This is a genomic window from Lactobacillus sp. (genome assembly GCF_014803895.1).
Map to the genome: position 1 here is coordinate 14,103 of NZ_JAAVAU010000017.1, position 18,232 is coordinate 32,334.

Sequence of the window (18,232 nt, forward strand, 5' to 3'; positions counted from 1 at the left end):
TTAGGATAAAATAACCTCCAAAAACATGCTTTCCTTAAAAAGTATGTTTTTTGTTTTTCCAATAAGTAGTAAACTATCTTAATATACCGACTTCGCTTTAAAAAGGAAGGATATTAATGCACAAAAAGAATTTAAAAAATTATGTACTAAGGTGTATACCATATGGAATTATGTTAGTGGTCATTCTTCTTGGTATCGGTTATCAGCTGAGATATCGGGCAACAGTTGTTGGTAGTGATACGATGATTCACTTTCAGCGTTTTTATGATGCAATGGCTCAGATTAAAACTGGAAATTATTCATATTTTCAAATGAATTATGGTTTATATCGGACAGGACGCATTTTTAACGCCGTTTATGGCCCATTTTTTGCCTATTTAAATGGACTGTTACTATTAATCTGTGGTACTTGGTATAGATTTGATATTGTCTCAATCTTAATTGTCCAAATGATTGGAGCAGTATCAATGTACAAGCTAAGTTTAAAGGTTAAGACCGATAAATGGATTGCTTTACTGCTAAGTTTAATTTATACAGAAAGTAGTTTTGTTGTTTCTTTTCAACGTTTTAACTTTATGGGCTGGGGTGGAGCTTTAGCCCCATTAGTGATTATGCAGGCCGTTAATATGGTGCAAGATCATAAAAAGCCTATCCATTGGTTTCAGCTTGCTCTAATAATGTCAATTTTGGCTCAAATTCATTTGTGGTCCACATTGATGTTAACAATTACAATTATTCCATTTGCGGTATATGGACTAGTGAAGAATAACAATAAGAAGCAAGTAGTCTTTTCTGGATTAAAAGCAATTGGTATCGCAATTTTACTAACAGCTAATATTTGGGGTGCCATGTTATTGCTTTATCACAGTAATAAATTGGCTTTGCCTAATGTCCATAGTTTGAGTTATTTTTCTCTTAAAATTGCTTATAAGTATAATTACCATGCAGCAGTTTTGTGGAGTATAGTTCTTGTAATTATTTTGCAAGTAATTTATATTTTGTTTCACTTCAAGAAGAATCCTCTTAATACTTTATCAACGGGGGTTGCCATGTTTTGGCTTATTGCTGGTTCACGGTTAATACCTTGGGCCAGGATACAGGCAAAATATCCTCGTTTAGGTTCTTCTTTGCAATTTCCCTATCGTTTTTCCATAGGTGCTTGGCCATTAATTTTTATGGCAATTGGAATTACGATTACTTATCTAAATTCTAAATATGGTCTTAAGAGTAAAATCCTGGCTTTTCTTATTCTTTTAGTATTAGCAGGACAAAATCTAGCTATTACTATAAAATATAATCGATATTTTACTAATTTATATCTTAATGATAGGGTTGTTATCACGAATGGTGATTATTACCAAATGCCTAAGGATCGTACCCAATTTAGAAAGATTTTATATGAAACAAATAGTCGAAAATTATTAGATTTATCATTGCGAGCCCAGCCGGATTATTTGCCGTCAAATACGTCAACAACAAATGCTGTGTTTGAACAAGATGTACTAAAAAACATCAAACATTATAAATATAAAGTTAAGGGTGATAGACTCTATGTATATTGGCAAAGTAAGTCTACCAAGAAGCGCTACTTGCCAATTGTGATGTATAGACAGTCCCGCTTAATTGTTAACGGTAAAGATAAAACAAATGTTGCTAAGAATAAAATTTATCAACCACTTGTACGTAGTAAAGTAGGGAATAATACTGCTATCTTATATTTTGTAGTCCCAACATGGTTCTGGATCCTAGTATGGATTAGTCTTTTATCTTGGGTAGGAATGATAATATATGGGATTAAAATAAGGTTCTCACATAATGCTTAATTCAATTTGAAAATTAAGGCATAGGTAAAAAGCTATTTGACTTACCCTCCAGGAATGCCAATGATAATGTAGGAGTAGCTGTATAGAACTAAATTTTCTCTAGTGATTGCTAGACCTTTTTTCTCGGCTTTGTACATGTTATAATCATAGACAAAGCAACAATCAAGAGGGGTTACTTTCATTAACAGAGAAAGGCCATAATGCTGAAAGGCTGGAGAGGAACTAGTAGCTTGATTAGCTGGTGAACTGAACTTAAGTAAGTTTACCCGGACACTTCAGCGCCGTTATTGCTTATAAGAGAAGTGCATTGCACTTAACGTAGGTGGTACCGCGGTTAGTAAATCGTCCTAGACATATAGTCTAGGACTTTTTTTATGGAGGAATTTTAATGACAGATTTAGCACCTAAATACAACCCAACAGAGGTTGAAAAGGGTAGATATCAAACATGGCTTGATGAAGATTTGTTCAAGCCATCAGGTGACAAAAAGGCTCACCCATATTCAATTGTTATCCCACCACCAAATGTTACTGGTAAGCTTCATTTGGGACATGCTTGGGATACTGCGATTCAAGATACTTTGATTCGTTATAAACGTATGCAAGGTTATGATACTTTGTACCTACCGGGGATGGACCACGCAGGAATTGCAACTCAAGCTAAAGTTGAAGCCAAGCTTCGTAAGCAAGGTAAGGATCGTCATGAGATGGGACGTGAGGCTTTTGTTAAGCAAGTTTGGGATTGGAAAGATGAATACGCAAATATTATCAAGAGTCAATGGTCTAAACTTGGTTTATCTTTAGATTATTCAAGAGAAAGATTTACCCTTGATAAGGGACTTTCTAAGGCTGTTAAGAAGGTCTTTGTTCAACTTTATAATGAAGGTCTTATTTATCGTGGCGAATACATTATTAACTGGGACCCAGCTCTTCAAACTGCCTTAAGTGATATTGAAGTTATCCATAAAGATGATAATGGTGCCTTTTATCATATTAAATACCCATTTGCTGATGGCTCAGGTTTTGTAGAGATTGCTACCACTCGTCCAGAAACTATGTTTGGCGATACAGCTGTTGCAGTAGCACCTGGTGATGAAAGATATAAAGATATTGTTGGCAAAGAACTTATCTTACCAATTGTTGGTCGACATATTCCAATTATTGAAGATCAACATGTAGATCCAGACTTTGGAACTGGTTTAGTTAAGATTACTCCAGCTCATGATCCTAATGACTTCCAGGTAGGTAATCGTCATAACTTGGAAAGAATTAATGTTATGAATGACGATGGTACTATGAATGACGAAGCTGGTAAGTATGCTGGTATGGATCGTTTTGAAGCTCGTAAAGCATTAGTAGCTGACCTTAAAGAAGAAGGTTACTTGATTAAGATTGAACCAATCGTTCACTCAGTTGGACATTCAGAACGTTCTGGTGTTCAAGTTGAGCCACGTCTTTCTAAGCAATGGTTTGTTAAGATGAAGCCATTAGCAGAAAAAGTTCTTGAAAATCAAAAAACTGAGGGTAAGGTTAACTTTGTTCCTGAAAGATTTGAACAGACTCTTAATCACTGGATGGAAGATGTTCATGATTGGGTAATTTCTCGTCAATTATGGTGGGGACATAGAATTCCAGCTTGGTACAATAAGAAGACTGGTGAAACTTACGTAGGTGAAGAGGCTCCTAAGGATATTGAAAATTGGGAACAAGATCCAGATGTTCTTGATACTTGGTTTTCAAGTGCTTTATGGCCATTCTCAACTATGGGCTGGCCTGATACAGAAAGTACTGACTTTAAACGCTACTTCCCAACTAATACTTTAGTTACTGGCTATGATATCATTTTCTTCTGGGTATCGAGAATGATTTTCCAAAGTCTTCACTTTACTAAAGAAAGACCATTTAAGGATGTTGTTTTACACGGTTTAATTCGTGATGAACAAGGTCGTAAAATGTCTAAATCATTAGGTAATGGTATCGACCCAATGGATGTTATCGATAAATATGGTGCGGATGCCCTTCGTTGGTTCTTACTTAACGGTACTGCTCCTGGTCAAGATACTCGTTTTAGTTATACTAAGATGGACTCAGCTTGGAACTTTATCAATAAGATTTGGAATGCAAGTCGTTTTGTAATTATGAACTTGCCTGAAGGCGCTAAGCCAGCTCATATGCCAGATACTACTAAGTTTGATTTAGCAGATAAATGGATTTTTGACCGCTTGAATCGTACTGTTGCTGAAGTTACTAGATTATTTGATGAATATCAATTTGGTGAAGCCGGACGTGAACTTTACAACTTTATTTGGAATGACTTCTGTGACTGGTATATTGAAATTTCTAAGGTTGCATTAAACGGTGAGGATGAGGAGTTAAAATCTCGTAAGCAAGAAAACCTAATTTGGATTCTTGATCAAATCTTGCGTCTAATGCATCCAATTATGCCATTTGTAACTGAAAAATTATGGTTGTCTATGCCTCATGATGGAGAAAGTATTATGGTTGCTGATTACCCGGTAACTCATAAAGAATTCGACAATGAGCAAGCTAATGAAGAAATGGACTTCATGATTGAAGTTATAAAAGCTGTCCGTAACATTCGTATGGAAGTTAATGCTCCAATGTCATCAGAAATTGATATTTTGATCCAATTAGATGATAAAGCTAATAAGCACATTTTAGATGAAAATGTAGAATATGTAGAAAACTTCTTACATCCTAAGACTTTAGAAGTTGCTACTGACATTGAAGCTCCTAAACTTGCTAAGACTGCTGTTATTCCAGGTGCCCAAATTTTTGTTCCATTGACTGAATTAGTTAATGTTGATGAAGAAATTGCTAAAATGGAAAAAGAAGAAGAGCGTCTTGAAGGCGAAGTTGAACGTGCAAGTAAGAAGCTTTCTAACCAAGGTTTTGTTGCTCATGCACCAGAAGCCGTTGTTGAAAAAGAAAAGGCTAAGAAGGCTGATTATGAGAGTCAATTAGCTGGTGTTCGTCAACGTATTCAAGAATTGAAGGATAGTCATTAATGAATTATCAAGAAGTCATTGAAAAAATTGAACATTTACCGAAACTCCATAAAAGGAATGATTTGTCCTATATTCGTCGGGTTTTGACTAAGCTGGGTAATCCGGAGGATAAGGTAAAAACTATTCATGTAACTGGTACGAATGGTAAAGGATCGACTTCTTATTACTTGAGTAATTTATTGCAAAAGGCTGGTCAAAAAACCGGCCTTTTTGTTTCTCCTTATATTATAAAATTTAATGAACGAATTCAGATTAATGGTCAAGGTATCAGTGATGATGACTTAGTGATAGGATTTGAAAAAATTTCAGAGGCAATTAAGGATATTCGTCGACAAGATCCGGACTTTAATTTAGTAACATTTGAATTTGAGACTGTACTGGCTTTTTGGCTTTTTGCTTATAAGCAATGTGATTATGCCGTAATTGAAGTAGGTATTGGTGGGGAACATGATAAGACTAATGTAATAACGCCTGAGGTTAGTATAATTACAACTATTGGTCTTGATCATGAAAAAATAATTGGTCCAACTATTGAAGATATTGCGCATGAAAAAAGTGGTATTATTAAGGAAAAGCGTCCGATTGTCTTGGGAAATATTCCTAATAATGTCCACAATATTTTGTTAAAAAAGGCTGAACAATTACATGCTCCCTTGTATGAGTTAGGGGTTCAATTTAAGGTAGAGACTGAGAGCACAATTATTTATCAAGATAAGAAGAATCGCTATACTTTTAATTTGCGGCCATTAGTAGAAAGTTATGATATTGCAATTGCAGTACAAGCTTTTTCTCTACTAGGGTTAGATTTAGAAGCTGTTAAACTCGAGCAAGCTATTAACCAGACTCAAATTCCTGGCAGATATCAAATTTTACAAAAGCAGCCGCTGATTGTTGCTGATGGAGCTCATAATATTCAAGCAGTAAGCAATTTATTGGAGTTTATTAGAAAAACTCCTTCAAATAAGCACTACTTTTTAATTGGGATGATGAAGGATAAAGATTTAAAACAAGTCTTTGATTTATTTGATTCTGATGAACAGATAATCCTAACAAGAATAAATTATCCTAGAGCTGCCGAAAAAGAAGATTTTCCTAAAAATATTCAAAAAAATGCACAATATTTTGCTGATTATCGGCAGGCGTATGAGCAGGCTAAAAGTTATTTGAAGAAAGATGATATTTTAGTAGTGACAGGATCCTTTTACTTAGTAGGAGCAGTTTTAAATTACTTAGAAGGTAAGAAAAATGAAGGTACGAGGAATTAAAGATGATATTCAAGGTATCATTTTTGACATGGATGGACTTTTAGTTAATTCTGAATATTTGTATTGGCAAGCTAATATTCAAGCGGCTAAAGAAGTCCACTTAGATATTCCAGAAGATTCATATTTAAAATTGGTTGGCTCGAGTGTTGAAGAAATGGAAAAGTTTTATCATCATTATTTTTCCACTTACCAAGATCGTGTTCACTTTATTAATCGTACTGATGAATTAGTTGAGCAATGGACTAATGAAGGTAAATTAAAATTACGCCCGGGAGTAAAGGAAACTTTAGATATTTTTTATAAAAGTAATGTCAAAATGGCAATTGCTTCTAGCAACTATGAAAAAGTTATTGAAAAAAATTTAGCGGTAACAGGAATACAAAAATATTTTTCTTTTTATTTAAGCCATGATGAAGTACAAAGACAGCATGTTAAATCTAAACCAGCTCCAGACATCTACTTATTAGCTCAGAAAAAATTAGGAGTTGCTAAGAAGAATATTTTAGTATTTGAAGATTCTTCTACTGGAGTTGCTGCAGCTACAGCTGCTGATTTAAAATGTATAATGATTCCAGATTTAAAAGAAGCAAGTGAAGTAGATAAAGATAATGCCATAATTATTTGTAAAACTTTCTATAATTTTCTGGAAAAAATTAAATAAATTTAACGTAAATAATGGTGGAAGGAGATTCAAGATGAATTTGTACGAAAATAACCATTATTTACTTAAAAGCGATGAACAAATACTTACTAAATTAAGAGAGGTGATGGTGCAGAAGAAAATTATAAATTTTGACGACCTCTTAGAAAAGGCAATATCTAGAAACATATACTCACTCAGTGATTTATGGAATTTTATGTGTAGTAGTGAATGTGATGAAGATTTAGGAATATGTTTGCGGTCTCTCTTCTATCGAATTAAGCGACTACATAATGAAAAAATTGAAACTTTTTCTTCAAGTACACAATTAGGTTATTATTTACAGGATAAATTTTGTGGAAGTGAGCAAGAGAAGGTGTATGCATTATTCCTTGATTCTAAAAATAAAGTAATTGCGGAGAAGATGATTTGTGAAGGAACATTAAATCGCTCAATTATTCATCCACGAGATATTTTTCGTAGAGCAGTAGTATATAATTGTGCATCATTTGTTTTAGCGCATAATCATCCTAGTGGGGATGCAGATCCCTCTAAGCAAGATCTTGATTTTACTGCAAAGCTTAAGCAAGCAAGTAGGATGATGGGGATTGATTTTTTAGACCATTTTATTGTTTCTGATACTGATTATTTTAGTTTTAGAGAAGCAGAACTTCTTTAAGGCTTTATTAATTGTCTTTTCTTAAGTAAAACTTTTAATTTTGTATGCTATAATATCAAGGACTAAATAAAAGAGATACGATTTAGGCTAAACAAAAAAGAATAACAATTATTAAGGAGAGATTTGGCGTGTTTGGATTAGGATCTAAAAACATAGGTATTGATTTGGGAACTGCCAACACACTTGTTTATATTGAAGGTAAGGGTATTGTTTTGCGTGAACCTTCAGTTGTGGCTAAAAATACCCAAACCGGTGAAATTATTGCAGTTGGTTCTGAAGCTAAAGAAATGATTGGTAGAACACCAGGTTCTATTAGGGCAATCAGACCAATGAAAGACGGTGTTATCGCTGATTACGATACTACTGCTGCAATGCTTAAATATTTCATGGAAAAGACTGTTGGTAATTCTAAACCAGTAGTCATGATTTGTGTGCCATCAGGTGTTACTGAAGTTGAAAAGAGAGCTGTTATTGATGCAGCTAGAGTTGCAGGAGCTCGTGAATCTTACGTGATTGAAGAACCATTTGCTGCCGCAATAGGTGCTGGACTTCCAGTTATGGATCCAACCGGTTCAATGGTTGTTGATATCGGTGGGGGTACTACAGATGTAGCAACTATTTCATTAGGTGGTATTGTTTCCTCACGTTCAACCAGAATTGCTGGTGATAAGTTTAATAGCGCAATTGCAAATTATGTTCACCAAAACTTTAATTTATTAATCGGTGAAAGAACTGCAGAAGCAATTAAGATTCAAATAGCATCCGCTTCTGTAGAAAAAGCAAAAGAAATTGAATCAATGAATATTCGTGGTCGTGATTTGGTAACTGGTTTGCCTAAGTCAATTGATGTGGATGCTGTTGATGTTGCTAAGGCAATTCAAGAATCTGTTCAAAGCATCATTGTGGCTATCAAAGAAACTCTTGAAGAAACATCTCCAGAAATTGCAGCTGATGTTATTGATCATGGTATTGTATTAACTGGTGGTGGAGCATTACTTAAGAACCTTCCTGCTATTATTTCAGATGCTACTAAGGTTCCTGTATTTATTGCTCAAGATCCACTTGATTGTGTTGCAATTGGTACCGGTGAGTCTCTCAAGAATATTGATGTTATGCGTAAACGACGTTAATGATAAGCCGGCTTGATGCCGGCTTTTCTTTTTAGGAATTGTATCTAGATGAAGAATTTTTTTAAAAACAAAAAAATACTAGCCACTTTTATTATAATTATTGTAATTTTGAGTATGTTGACAGTTTCTGTAAACTTAAGAAATCGTCGATCAGCTCCGACATTTGTTCAAAAGCTGGGTAATGATACGATGGCAATTGTATCTAGGGTAGTTAAATGGCCGGTAAGTTTAGTTACTGGTAGTGTGGATAGTGTACAAAATTTAGTTAACGCCCAAAATGAGAACGATCATTTAAAGAAGCAAATTGATGATTTAGCTCAAACTAAAGCTCGTAATAGTGCGTTAGAAAGTGAAAATACCCAATTAAAGCAAGCCTTAAAGCTAAAAAGTACATTATCTGATTATGATATTGTTAATGGTTCAGTAATTTCACGGTCACCAGATAGTTGGTCAGACTTATTGGTTATTAATCAGGGATCACAGTCAGGAATCAAAAAAAATATGGCAGTAATGTCTGGTTCTGGAGTGATCGGGAGAATCATTGAAGTCAATAGAACGTCTTCTAAGGTTGAATTAATTACTAGTACAGATAAATCGGCAAACCGATTTGCTGTAGAAGCTACAGCAGCTGACGGCAAAAAAGTTCATGGAATTATTTCGGTTACTAGTGATAATAAATTAGCCTTTACACAAGTAGTTGATGGTCGCAAACTTAAGAAGGGAACTCGCGTTTACACCAGTGGTATGGGCGGTCGTTCACCTAAAGGTTTATTAGTTGGAACTGTCAAGAAAACAACCCGGGATAGCTATGGCTTATCTGATGTAATTGAAATTAAGCCGGCTGGTAATATTAATGATCCATCAGTTGTTTCAGTTATTGAAAGAAAGGTGGCCGAGTAATGCGTATTCTACGGGAGTGGTATGTCGCAATTGCTTTGTTGGTTGCCGTAATTTTAGATGGAGTGGTGGCCTTTTATGCTCAGGGATTTATTTTTCGAGGAACATATGGGGCAAGTTGCTGGTTCAGCGTTATTGGAATTGTTTTAATAGGGTTATCCGATGATCGTAATGAATCAAATATTTGGCTGGCGCTTGGAATTGGAATTATTGCAGATTTGTATTATTTAGGTTTTTTGGGCGTTTACACTGTGGCTTTTCCAACTTTATGCTTTTTAGCCGAAGTTATTGCTAGATTTTTGCCAGAAATATTTTGGTCAAGATTAGTGGTGAGTATCCTTGCTTATATTTTGATGGATGCATATTTATTCTTGGTATATAGTATTGCAGGGACGATAAGTCTTCCAATTTCTAGCCTACTAAAAAGCCTTTTGCCAGGGGTAGGGATAGGTATAGTTATTTTCTTAATCACCTATAATTTTTGGATTTGGCTGGTTGAAAAGCATCCATTTCTTAAACCAGAAAATAGATTTTATTAAATAAAATAAATAGGATGGGGTCAAATACCTCATCCTATTTTAGTAATTATTGAACCATGAATTGGATAGCTGTTGCAAAGATACCCACTAAAGTAATAATCGCCATCAGCCAAGCCATAACGATTGTTAATTTTTGAAACGGTGACTTTTTCTTTTTCTTTCTACGCATCATTGTGCCTCCTAGTTGAATTTATTCTAGCGTAAGATAACACTTTTTGCAATTTTGGGTTCATACAAAATAAAAATAAGGTAAAATTAGAAGGACGGAGGAATTTTGATAATGCAACTTTTATGGATTTTTCTTGTACCTGTAATTGGTGTGCTGAGTGCAGGAGTTTTAGGACGAGTATTTCCTAAAGCACAATTTAAAGGATATGACATTTTGCCTTTCTTTTTTATTGGTGCGTGTCAATTAATTACCACCTATAAAAAAGAACCAACTTTTTTACCTTATGGATTGTGGGTATATTTTATCTTAGTTGTGATTGTGGCTATTTTTACTGCCATTCGCAATAAAAATATTTCAATTGGAAGCACAATTAGGACATTGTGGGACTATTTAGTTATTTGTTCTGTTTTTTGGTATATTGGTCTCATAGTGTTGTTACTTTTAGATTAAAATTTTAAATTTATTACCTTTATAAAAGCCTGGTAAATCTTAAGTTTACAAGGCTTTTTCTTTTTATAAAAAAAGTAGTATAAGTTTTTTTAATAATTAATAAAATAATTCGGTATCGTTATGGTAGAAAGTGGGGAATTGTGGTAAATTATTCATGAGAGGGGGGTAGTCCATGTTCATGGGTGAATACCATCACAATCTGGATAGTAAAGGTCGTTTAATTATTCCGGCAAAATTTCGAGATCAGATTGGTAAACTTATTGTATTTACTCGTGGAATGGAAGGGTGTATCTTCGGCTATCCAATTAGTGAATGGCAGAAGATAGAAACTAAGTTGGCCCAACTTCCACTGAATAAAAAGAACGCACGAAATTTCATGCGTATTTTTTATTCAGGTGCGATGGAGACAGAATTCGATAGACAAGGACGTATCAATTTAACCGCCACTTTGAAAGAGTATGCGGCATTAAAACATGAGTGTATTATTATTGGCGTTTCTAACCGAATTGAAATCTGGAGTGCTGAGCGCTGGCAAAAATTTTCTGAACAAGCCAGCGAAGACTACAACGACATCGCAGAGGACTTGGACGACATCGACTTTTAATTATGGAATTCAAGCACAAGAGTGTATTATTACACGAAACAATTGATAATTTAGCTCCTAAAGATGGTGGCGTATATGTAGACGCGACTTTTGGTGGCGGGGGTCATACAAGATATTTATTAAGTAAGTTAAGTTCAGGCACTGTTATTGGTTTTGATCAAGATGAATATGCGATTGAAACAGCACAAACTACTTTTGCTAAAGAGTTACAGCCTGACAGTCAGCCGCGCTTAATATTAGTTCATGATAATTTTTGTCATTTACAAGAAAATCTTAAAAGACTAGGCTTTTCGGATGGAATTGATGGGATTTTTTATGATTTAGGTGTCTCATCACCTCAATTTGATCAACCAGAACGAGGTTTTTCTTATCGATTTAATGCTTGCTTGGATATGCGAATGGACCAGAGCCAAGAATTAGATGCTTATACGATTGTGAATACATGGTCACAAAAAGAAATAAGTGATATTTTATATCAATATGGCGATGAAAAATTTTCTCATCAAATTGCTCGAAAGATTGTTGAACGTCGACAAGAGCATCCAATTGAAACCACTTTTGATCTAGTTGATATTATCAAAGATGCAATTCCAGCTTATGCACGACGTAGTGGTGGACATCCTGCCAAGAAAAGCTTTCAAGCCATTAGAGTGGCTGTAAATCGTGAATTAGATGTATTAAAAAAATCTTTGCAGGAAGCAATTGATGTACTAAAACCTGGTGGTCGAATTAGTGTAATTACGTTCCAATCTCATGAAGATAAAATTGTAAAGAAATTATTTAAAAAATATTCTGAAGTGGAAATACCACGCGGAATGCCTATGGCGCCAGCGGATAGTAAGCCGATTTTACGATTGATTAGTCGTAAACCAATTGTGGCAACAGAAGATGAGCTCGAAGAGAATAATCGCTCACATAGTGCCAAATTGAGAGTGGCAGAGAAATTATAAAAAGTAAGTATTTTTTAAGGAGAAAACAATGGCTGATAGCTCAGCAAGAAATTTTAATTATAATAATCAAAATATGAATCAAAAGACTGAGCAGCAGCCACAGCAAAAAATTGTTCTTAATGCTGGTAAGGTTCCTATTAGTAGACTAGAAAAATTTATTATTGTAGTTGGTTCCTTATTAAGTTTAGGAATGATGTTTTTATTGGTTTCGGCTACTGTAGCTCAAACTAGTGCTCAACATGATTTAGCAAATATTGAACAAAAAATTAGCTCTAAACAATCAAGTAATACTGATTTACGACAAGAAATTGGTGAAATGACTTCTACAAGTAGAATGAATAAAATTGCTCGTCAAGAGGGTTTAAGTTCAATTGAAAATAATCTTAGGAATGTTCGTTGATGAAGAAAAATAAAAAAAATATATCCAAAGCCTATGGCTATCGTTTTACAGTGGGAAGAATTCTCCAAATAGTCTTAGCTTTGGTTTTTCTTGTATTTGCAGGAAGGTTTTTATATATTGGTATCTCTAAGACTGTAGCAGGGGAAAATCTTTCTAAAAGAGCGAAGCAACTTTATCAAAGAAATGAAGTTATTAAAGCTACGCGTGGTACTATTTATGATAAAAATGGTTTAACAATTGCAGAAGATTCGCATGTTTTTACTGTATATGCAATTTTAGATAAGACTTCCATCGATTATAATGACAAGCCAATGTATGTTGTCAATAAGAGAAAAACTGCTAAAGAGTTAGCCAAAGTTTTACCAATTAGTGAAGAAAAGATTTATAAATATCTCAATCCAAAGAATAAGGCATATCAAGTTGAATTTGGTAGTGGAGGATCTAATCTAAGTCTTTCTCAAAAAAATAAAATTGAAAAAATGAATTTACCGGGGATTAAGTTTGTCGAGACAGCTTCGCGCCTATATCCTAATGGTAAGTTTGCTTCTCATATTGTTGGCTTAGTTACTCCTAAGAGTAGTTCTACTGAAAGTACTAGCTCTACCAATTTGGTCGGTACAATGGGCATTGAACAATACTTCAATAAACAATTGTCGGGAACAGATGGCTATCGTCAAGCATTTGTTGATGCCGATAATTATCAAATGCCAAATAGTCAACATATTTATAAACCCGCTAAAAATGGGGATAATATTTATTTAACTTTAGATTCTCAATTACAAACCTATTTGGAATCTTTAATGGATAAAGTTCAAAAACAGTATGATCCGAAGACTATGACGGCTGTAGTAGAAGATTTGAAAACAGGTCAAGTTTTAGCTGCATCTCAACGACCAACATTTGATCCACAAACCAAAAAAGGATTAAATTCAAATTGGCGTAATATTTTAGTTCAGGATGCATATGAACCAGGGTCTGTTTTTAAGATTTTATCTTATGCAGCAGCTATTCAAAGTGGAAATTATAATCCAAATGGTTACTATAAATCTGGATCCATTACTGTGCAAGGTTCAACAATTCATGATTGGAATAATTCAGGTTGGGGAACCATTCCATTTAAACAAGCTTTTCCGAGATCAAGTAATGTTGGTTTTACTACTCTAGAAGAGAAAATGGGTCTTAAGACTTGGAAAGAATACTTGAAGAAATTCAAAATTGGTGAAAAAACTGGTGTAACGTTACCGGGAGAAAATCCAGGACTCGTTTCTATTACCACTCGTTTAGATGGTGCAGTAACTTCATTTGGCCAAGGTGTGAATGTAAATGTGATGCAAATGATGCAAGCTTTTAGTTCGTTGGCAAATAATGGTCAAATGGTTAAACCACAATTTGTTCAAAAAATTACTTCATCATCAGGAAAAACAATTTCAAGTTATAAAGTAGATAAGGTAGGAACACCAATCTTTTCTGCTTCTACTGCTAAGACTATTTTGAATTCAATGGAAGACACTGTTACTAAGAGCTATGGTACGGGTACAGCGTATAAGATTCCTGGAAAGAGTATTGGTGTAAAAACAGGTACAGCACAAATTGCTGCTTCTAATGGTGGATATCTCAAAGGAAAGAAGAATTATATCTTTTCTGTTGTAGGTATAACTTCAATTAAGAATCCACGTTACTGTGTTTATATCACTATCCGTCAGCCAAAAACTTTAGGTAAGTCTCAATCGGCAGAAACTATGTTAGCTTCAATTTTTAAACCATTAATGTCTAGAGTAATTGCTAGTGCAGATGACAGTAATATTACATCGACTTCAGAAGCAGTTGTAGTTCCTCAACTGAATGGTAAAAAAGTTTCAACAGCTAAATCAGAAGCAGAAAACAGTGGCTTATCTGTAGAAGTAATTGGTAGTGGTAAAAAAGTTTTACGTCAATCGTTAAATTATAATGCTAAAACTGAATTAAATGCTAAGATATTTTTGTTTACTGGCGGCACCATTAAGTGTCCTGATATGACAGGATGGAGCAAGGCAGAGGTTCAGGCTTTTAGTAGTAGTTCGGGAATTCCAATTTCATACTCAGGTAGTGGAACAGTAGTCAGCCAGAGTATTAAAGCCGGCAAGGTTATAAATACAAGTAGTACATTAAAGGTCAGTTTAAAATAAAAAGTTAAAGGAGCAAGAAATGCAATATAGTTTGATACCGTTTATAAGTAGTTTTGCTTTAACGGTAATTTTTCTACCATTATTTATCGGTTTTATGAGAATGCATCATGAAGGGCAACAAATTCGTGATGAGGGACCAAAATGGCATGAGAAAAAATCCGGAACGCCTACCATGGGTGGAGTGGTTTTTAATTTAGCAAGTATTATTTCTACTTTATGGGTAGCACTGTGGCAGCATAACCTTAATAAGTCAGTTTGGATTTTGGTAATTGCTTTCTTTGGCTATGGTTTAATTGGATTTTTAGATGACGGACTTAAGTTATTTTATAAACGTAATTTAGGTTTGAAAGCGTGGCAAAAACTATTAGGGCAAATTATTATTGCTACCATTATTCTTGTTTTAGCATTTAGTGATCATTTTGGTACTGGTATTTATATTCCATTCTTTGGTGTAGAAACTAGTGCAGTCTTGTTTTGTTTGTTTGTTTTGTTTTGGTTGGTTGGTTTCTCTAATGCTGTTAACCTTTCTGATGGTTTAGATGGTTTAGCAACTGGTCTGTCAATAGTAGCTTATGGAACTTATGCTTATATGGCCTATAAACAACAAAATTGGGCAGTATTAATTTTTACCATGACAGTTATTGGTGGTTTAGTTGGTTTCTTCATTTTTAACCATAAACCTGCTAAAATTTTCATGGGTGACGCTGGTTCATTAGCACTTGGCGGTGGATTAGCTGTTGTGTCGATTTTGTTGCATCATCCTTGGTCATTGTTGTTAATTGGTATTGTGTTTGTTTGTGAAACTGCAAGTGTTATCTTACAAGTTATTTCTTTCCAAACAACTGGAAAACGTATATTTAAGATGACTCCAATTCATCATCACTTTGAAATGTTAGGCTGGTCAGAGTGGAAAGTTGATATTGTATTTTGGATTGTAGGCCTTATTGGAAGCATTATTTATCTTGTAATTTGGGGTTAATTTAGAAAATGAAACAAATTAAAACATATGAAGATAAAAATATTTTGATTTTGGGTTTAGGAAAAAGTGGTTTTGCTGTTGCTAAACTTCTATTGAAATTGGGAGCACATCTTACTTTAAATGATAAAAAGGATTTGAGCAGTAATAAGGAAGCTGCTGAACTTGAAAAGCTTGGTGTACGAATAATTTCTGGCTACCACCCAGTTGAGATTTTTGAAAAAGAAGATTTTGACTATTTAGTAAAAAATCCTGGAATCCCTTATGAAAATCCGATGGTTGAAAGAGCACAAGTAGTAGAGGTCCCTGTAATTACTGAACCTCAAGTAGCTCTTTCTGTTAGCGAAGCACCATATGTTTGTGTAACAGGTTCAAATGGTAAAACTACAACTGTTATGCTTACTCAACAAATTATGGATCATTATTTAAGTAAAAATGGTGGTCATGCTTATGCGGTTGGTAATATTGGTGTGCCAATTTCTGAAGTAGTAGAAAAAGCAACTAATAAAGATTTATTGGTTGTCGAAATGTCCAGTTTCCAACTACTTGGTGTCACCGATATTAAACCTAAAGTTGCCGCCATTGTAGATATCTATAACAATGTCCATCTTGATTACCATAAGACTTTTGAAAATTATACTGATGCGAAATTAAGAATTACCCAATCACAAGATGAAAATGATTACTTTATCGCAAACTATGATCAAAAGAATATTTTGGCAAAAGAAAAAGATAAAACTAAAGCAAAAATAATTACTTTCTCTGAGAATGATTCGTCTGCAGATTATTTTATTGGGGAAGAATACTTGGAAAGTCATACTGATCATCAAATTATGAAAATAGATGATATTAAAATTCCTGGTGTACATAACCAACAAAATAGTATGGTCGCAATTGCAATCTCTAAAATTATGGGAGCTAGTGATAAAGATATTCAAGAAGTTTTATCTACATTTGCTGGGGCAAAGCATCGACTTCAATATGTAATGACCTATAACAATCGTAAAATTTATAACGATTCAAAATCAACTAATATTGAAGCTGCTTCTGTAGCTATTCCATCTTTTAAACAACCAGAGGTTTTAATTGCAGGTGGCCTTGATCGTGGTTTTACGTTTGATGACTTAGTTCCCTTATTTAAAAAGCATGTTAAAGCTATCGTCTTGTATGGTGAAACTCGTTATTTATTAGCTGATGCAGCTAGAAAATCAGGTATTAAAGACATTGTCATTGTCAATACTTTACAAGAAGCAGTGCCTAGAGCTTATGAATTAACTGACCCTGGAGATGTATTATTATTCTCGCCCGCATGTGCATCTTGGGATCAATTTAATACTTTTGAGCAACGTGGAGACTTTTTCGTAAAATTTATAGAGGAATTGAAGACAAAATAAAATGAGAATTATCTTTTCTGGTGGCGGTACTGGTGGTCACATTTATCCAATTATGGCGTTGATTGAACGCCTAAAAGAACGTAAATTAGTTACTAATGATGAAATCCTTTTTGTAGGAACTACAAAAGGACTTGAATCTAAAATAGTTCCAGCAGCAGGTGTACCTTTCAAAACTTTAAATATTCAAGGATTTGATCGACACCATATTTTGAAAAACTTTCAAACAATTAATTTATTTATTAAGGCTACCAAGCAAGCTAAACAAATTATTAATGATTTTAAACCAGATATTGTTCTGGGTACTGGTGGTTACGTTTCTGGTGCTATTGTTTATGAAGCTGCAAAAATGCATATTCCTACGATTATTCATGAGTCTAATTCAGTTGTGGGCTTAGCTAATAAGTTTTTAGCACATTACGTAGATAATGTTTGCTATACTTTTGACGATGCAGCTCAGCAATTTTCTGAAAAGAAGAAGTTAGTTAAGACTGGGAATCCACGGTCTCAACAAGTATTAGGGTTGAATGCCGAAAAGGTTGATATTCATAAAAAATGGGGATTAGATCCAAATGTTCCAACTATTCTAATTTTTGGTGGATCACGTGGTGCTTTAGCAATTAATAATATTGTTGAAAAATCTCTTCCAGAATTATCTAATAAGCCATATCAAATTATCTGGGCAACTGGGCAATTATATTATGATAGTATTGAAAAGCGATTAGCTAATCAACAAGTTGGTGAAAATATTCGCGTTGTACCTTACATTAAAAACATGCCGGGACTTTTACCACAAATGACATGCGTTGTTTCAAGGTCTGGGGCAACTAGTTTAGCTGAATTTACTGCGCTTGGAGTTCCAGTTATTTTGATTCCAAGTCCCAATGTAACGCATAATCATCAGATGAAGAATGCATTAGATATGGAAAAATCTGGTGGAGCATTAGTAATTGCTGAGAATGATTTAAATCCTAATAATTTCGTTTCATCTATTGATCATATTTTGTTAGATACTGAATATGCTAAAAAAATGAGTACAGCATCTAAGAAAATGGGTGTTCCTGATGCATCAGATCAAGTAATTAAGGTGATGCAAGATTTAATAGCAAATAAGAAAAAATAAAAG

The 18,232-nt window shown here is 34.2% G+C and carries 17 protein-coding genes; 16 read left to right on the forward strand and 1 reads right to left on the reverse strand.

What is annotated here, in order from left to right; all coding sequences use genetic code 11:
• Positions 1 to 116: 116 nt before the first annotated feature.
• From HDR40_RS05615 to mreD, 8 genes are all read left to right on the forward strand, one after another.
• Positions 117 to 1,823 carry a cell division protein gene (locus tag HDR40_RS05615; protein ID WP_290627370.1) on the forward strand — a complete coding sequence of 569 codons (1,707 nt, stop codon included), beginning with the start codon at positions 117 to 119 and terminating at the stop codon, positions 1,821 to 1,823.
• A gap of 388 nt (positions 1,824 to 2,211) precedes the next feature.
• Positions 2,212 to 4,851: a valine--tRNA ligase gene (locus HDR40_RS05620; protein WP_290627372.1), complete on the forward strand. Its 2,640-nt coding sequence runs from the start codon at positions 2,212 to 2,214 to the stop codon at positions 4,849 to 4,851.
• The gene (locus tag HDR40_RS05625; RefSeq protein WP_290627373.1) at positions 4,851 to 6,116 is read left to right on the forward strand and encodes a folylpolyglutamate synthase/dihydrofolate synthase family protein; all 1,266 of its coding nucleotides are present in this window, start codon (positions 4,851 to 4,853) and stop codon (positions 6,114 to 6,116) included. The genes HDR40_RS05620 and HDR40_RS05625 overlap by 1 nt, the downstream gene beginning before the upstream one ends.
• On the forward strand, positions 6,097 to 6,777 hold the full coding sequence (locus HDR40_RS05630; protein WP_290627374.1) for an HAD family phosphatase: 681 nt from the start codon (positions 6,097 to 6,099) through the stop codon (positions 6,775 to 6,777). The genes HDR40_RS05625 and HDR40_RS05630 overlap by 20 nt, the downstream gene beginning before the upstream one ends.
• Positions 6,778 to 6,811: 34 nt before the next feature.
• Positions 6,812 to 7,435 (forward strand): DNA repair protein RadC, encoded by a 624-nt coding sequence (gene radC / locus HDR40_RS05635; RefSeq protein ID WP_290627377.1) that lies wholly within the window; start codon positions 6,812 to 6,814, stop codon positions 7,433 to 7,435.
• A gap of 128 nt (positions 7,436 to 7,563) precedes the next feature.
• Entirely contained in the window at positions 7,564 to 8,565 is a 1,002-nt protein-coding gene (locus tag HDR40_RS05640; protein WP_290627379.1) for a rod shape-determining protein, read from the forward strand.
• A gap of 48 nt (positions 8,566 to 8,613) precedes the next feature.
• On the forward strand, positions 8,614 to 9,465 hold the full coding sequence (mreC, locus tag HDR40_RS05645) for a rod shape-determining protein MreC (protein WP_290627381.1): 852 nt from the start codon (positions 8,614 to 8,616) through the stop codon (positions 9,463 to 9,465).
• Positions 9,465 to 10,001, forward strand: coding sequence for a rod shape-determining protein MreD (mreD, locus tag HDR40_RS05650; protein ID WP_290627383.1), 537 nt, complete (start codon positions 9,465 to 9,467; stop codon positions 9,999 to 10,001). The genes mreC and mreD overlap by 1 nt, the downstream gene beginning before the upstream one ends.
• Positions 10,002 to 10,047: 46 nt before the next feature.
• Here the strand turns inward: mreD and HDR40_RS05655 are convergent, their stop codons facing one another.
• On the reverse strand, positions 10,048 to 10,170 hold the full coding sequence (locus HDR40_RS05655) for a DUF4044 domain-containing protein (RefSeq protein WP_290627385.1): 123 nt from the start codon (positions 10,168 to 10,170) through the stop codon (positions 10,048 to 10,050).
• Positions 10,171 to 10,281: 111 nt separating this feature from the next.
• Here HDR40_RS05655 and HDR40_RS05660 point away from each other — a divergent pair, with 111 nt between their 5' ends.
• The 8 genes from HDR40_RS05660 (at position 10,282) to murG (ending at position 18,229) form a co-directional block, all read left to right on the forward strand.
• On the forward strand, positions 10,282 to 10,620 hold the full coding sequence (locus HDR40_RS05660) for a DUF3397 domain-containing protein (RefSeq protein WP_290627387.1): 339 nt from the start codon (positions 10,282 to 10,284) through the stop codon (positions 10,618 to 10,620).
• A 172-nt stretch (positions 10,621 to 10,792) separates the two neighbouring features.
• The gene (mraZ, locus tag HDR40_RS05665) at positions 10,793 to 11,224 is read left to right on the forward strand and encodes a division/cell wall cluster transcriptional repressor MraZ (RefSeq protein WP_290627389.1); all 432 of its coding nucleotides are present in this window, start codon (positions 10,793 to 10,795) and stop codon (positions 11,222 to 11,224) included.
• A 2-nt stretch (positions 11,225 to 11,226) separates the two neighbouring features.
• Positions 11,227 to 12,174 carry a 16S rRNA (cytosine(1402)-N(4))-methyltransferase RsmH gene (gene rsmH, locus HDR40_RS05670; RefSeq protein ID WP_290627391.1) on the forward strand — a complete coding sequence of 316 codons (948 nt, stop codon included), beginning with the start codon at positions 11,227 to 11,229 and terminating at the stop codon, positions 12,172 to 12,174.
• 28 nt (positions 12,175 to 12,202) lie between these two features.
• A complete protein-coding gene (ftsL, locus tag HDR40_RS05675; protein WP_290627393.1) occupies positions 12,203 to 12,574 on the forward strand; it encodes a cell division protein FtsL in 372 nt (123 codons plus the stop codon).
• Positions 12,574 to 14,739, forward strand: a complete 2,166-nt coding sequence (locus HDR40_RS05680; RefSeq protein WP_290627395.1) for a penicillin-binding transpeptidase domain-containing protein — start codon at positions 12,574 to 12,576, stop codon at positions 14,737 to 14,739. Before ftsL ends, HDR40_RS05680 begins: the two co-directional genes overlap by 1 nt.
• Before the next feature lie 19 nt (positions 14,740 to 14,758).
• Positions 14,759 to 15,718 (forward strand): phospho-N-acetylmuramoyl-pentapeptide-transferase, encoded by a 960-nt coding sequence (gene mraY / locus HDR40_RS05685; RefSeq protein ID WP_290627397.1) that lies wholly within the window; start codon positions 14,759 to 14,761, stop codon positions 15,716 to 15,718.
• Between the two features lie 8 nt (positions 15,719 to 15,726).
• A complete protein-coding gene (murD, locus tag HDR40_RS05690) occupies positions 15,727 to 17,109 on the forward strand; it encodes a UDP-N-acetylmuramoyl-L-alanine--D-glutamate ligase (RefSeq protein ID WP_290627399.1) in 1,383 nt (460 codons plus the stop codon).
• Position 17,110: 1 nt separating this feature from the next.
• The gene (murG, locus tag HDR40_RS05695; protein WP_290627401.1) at positions 17,111 to 18,229 is read left to right on the forward strand and encodes an undecaprenyldiphospho-muramoylpentapeptide beta-N-acetylglucosaminyltransferase; all 1,119 of its coding nucleotides are present in this window, start codon (positions 17,111 to 17,113) and stop codon (positions 18,227 to 18,229) included.
• Positions 18,230 to 18,232: the final 3 nt, after the last annotated feature.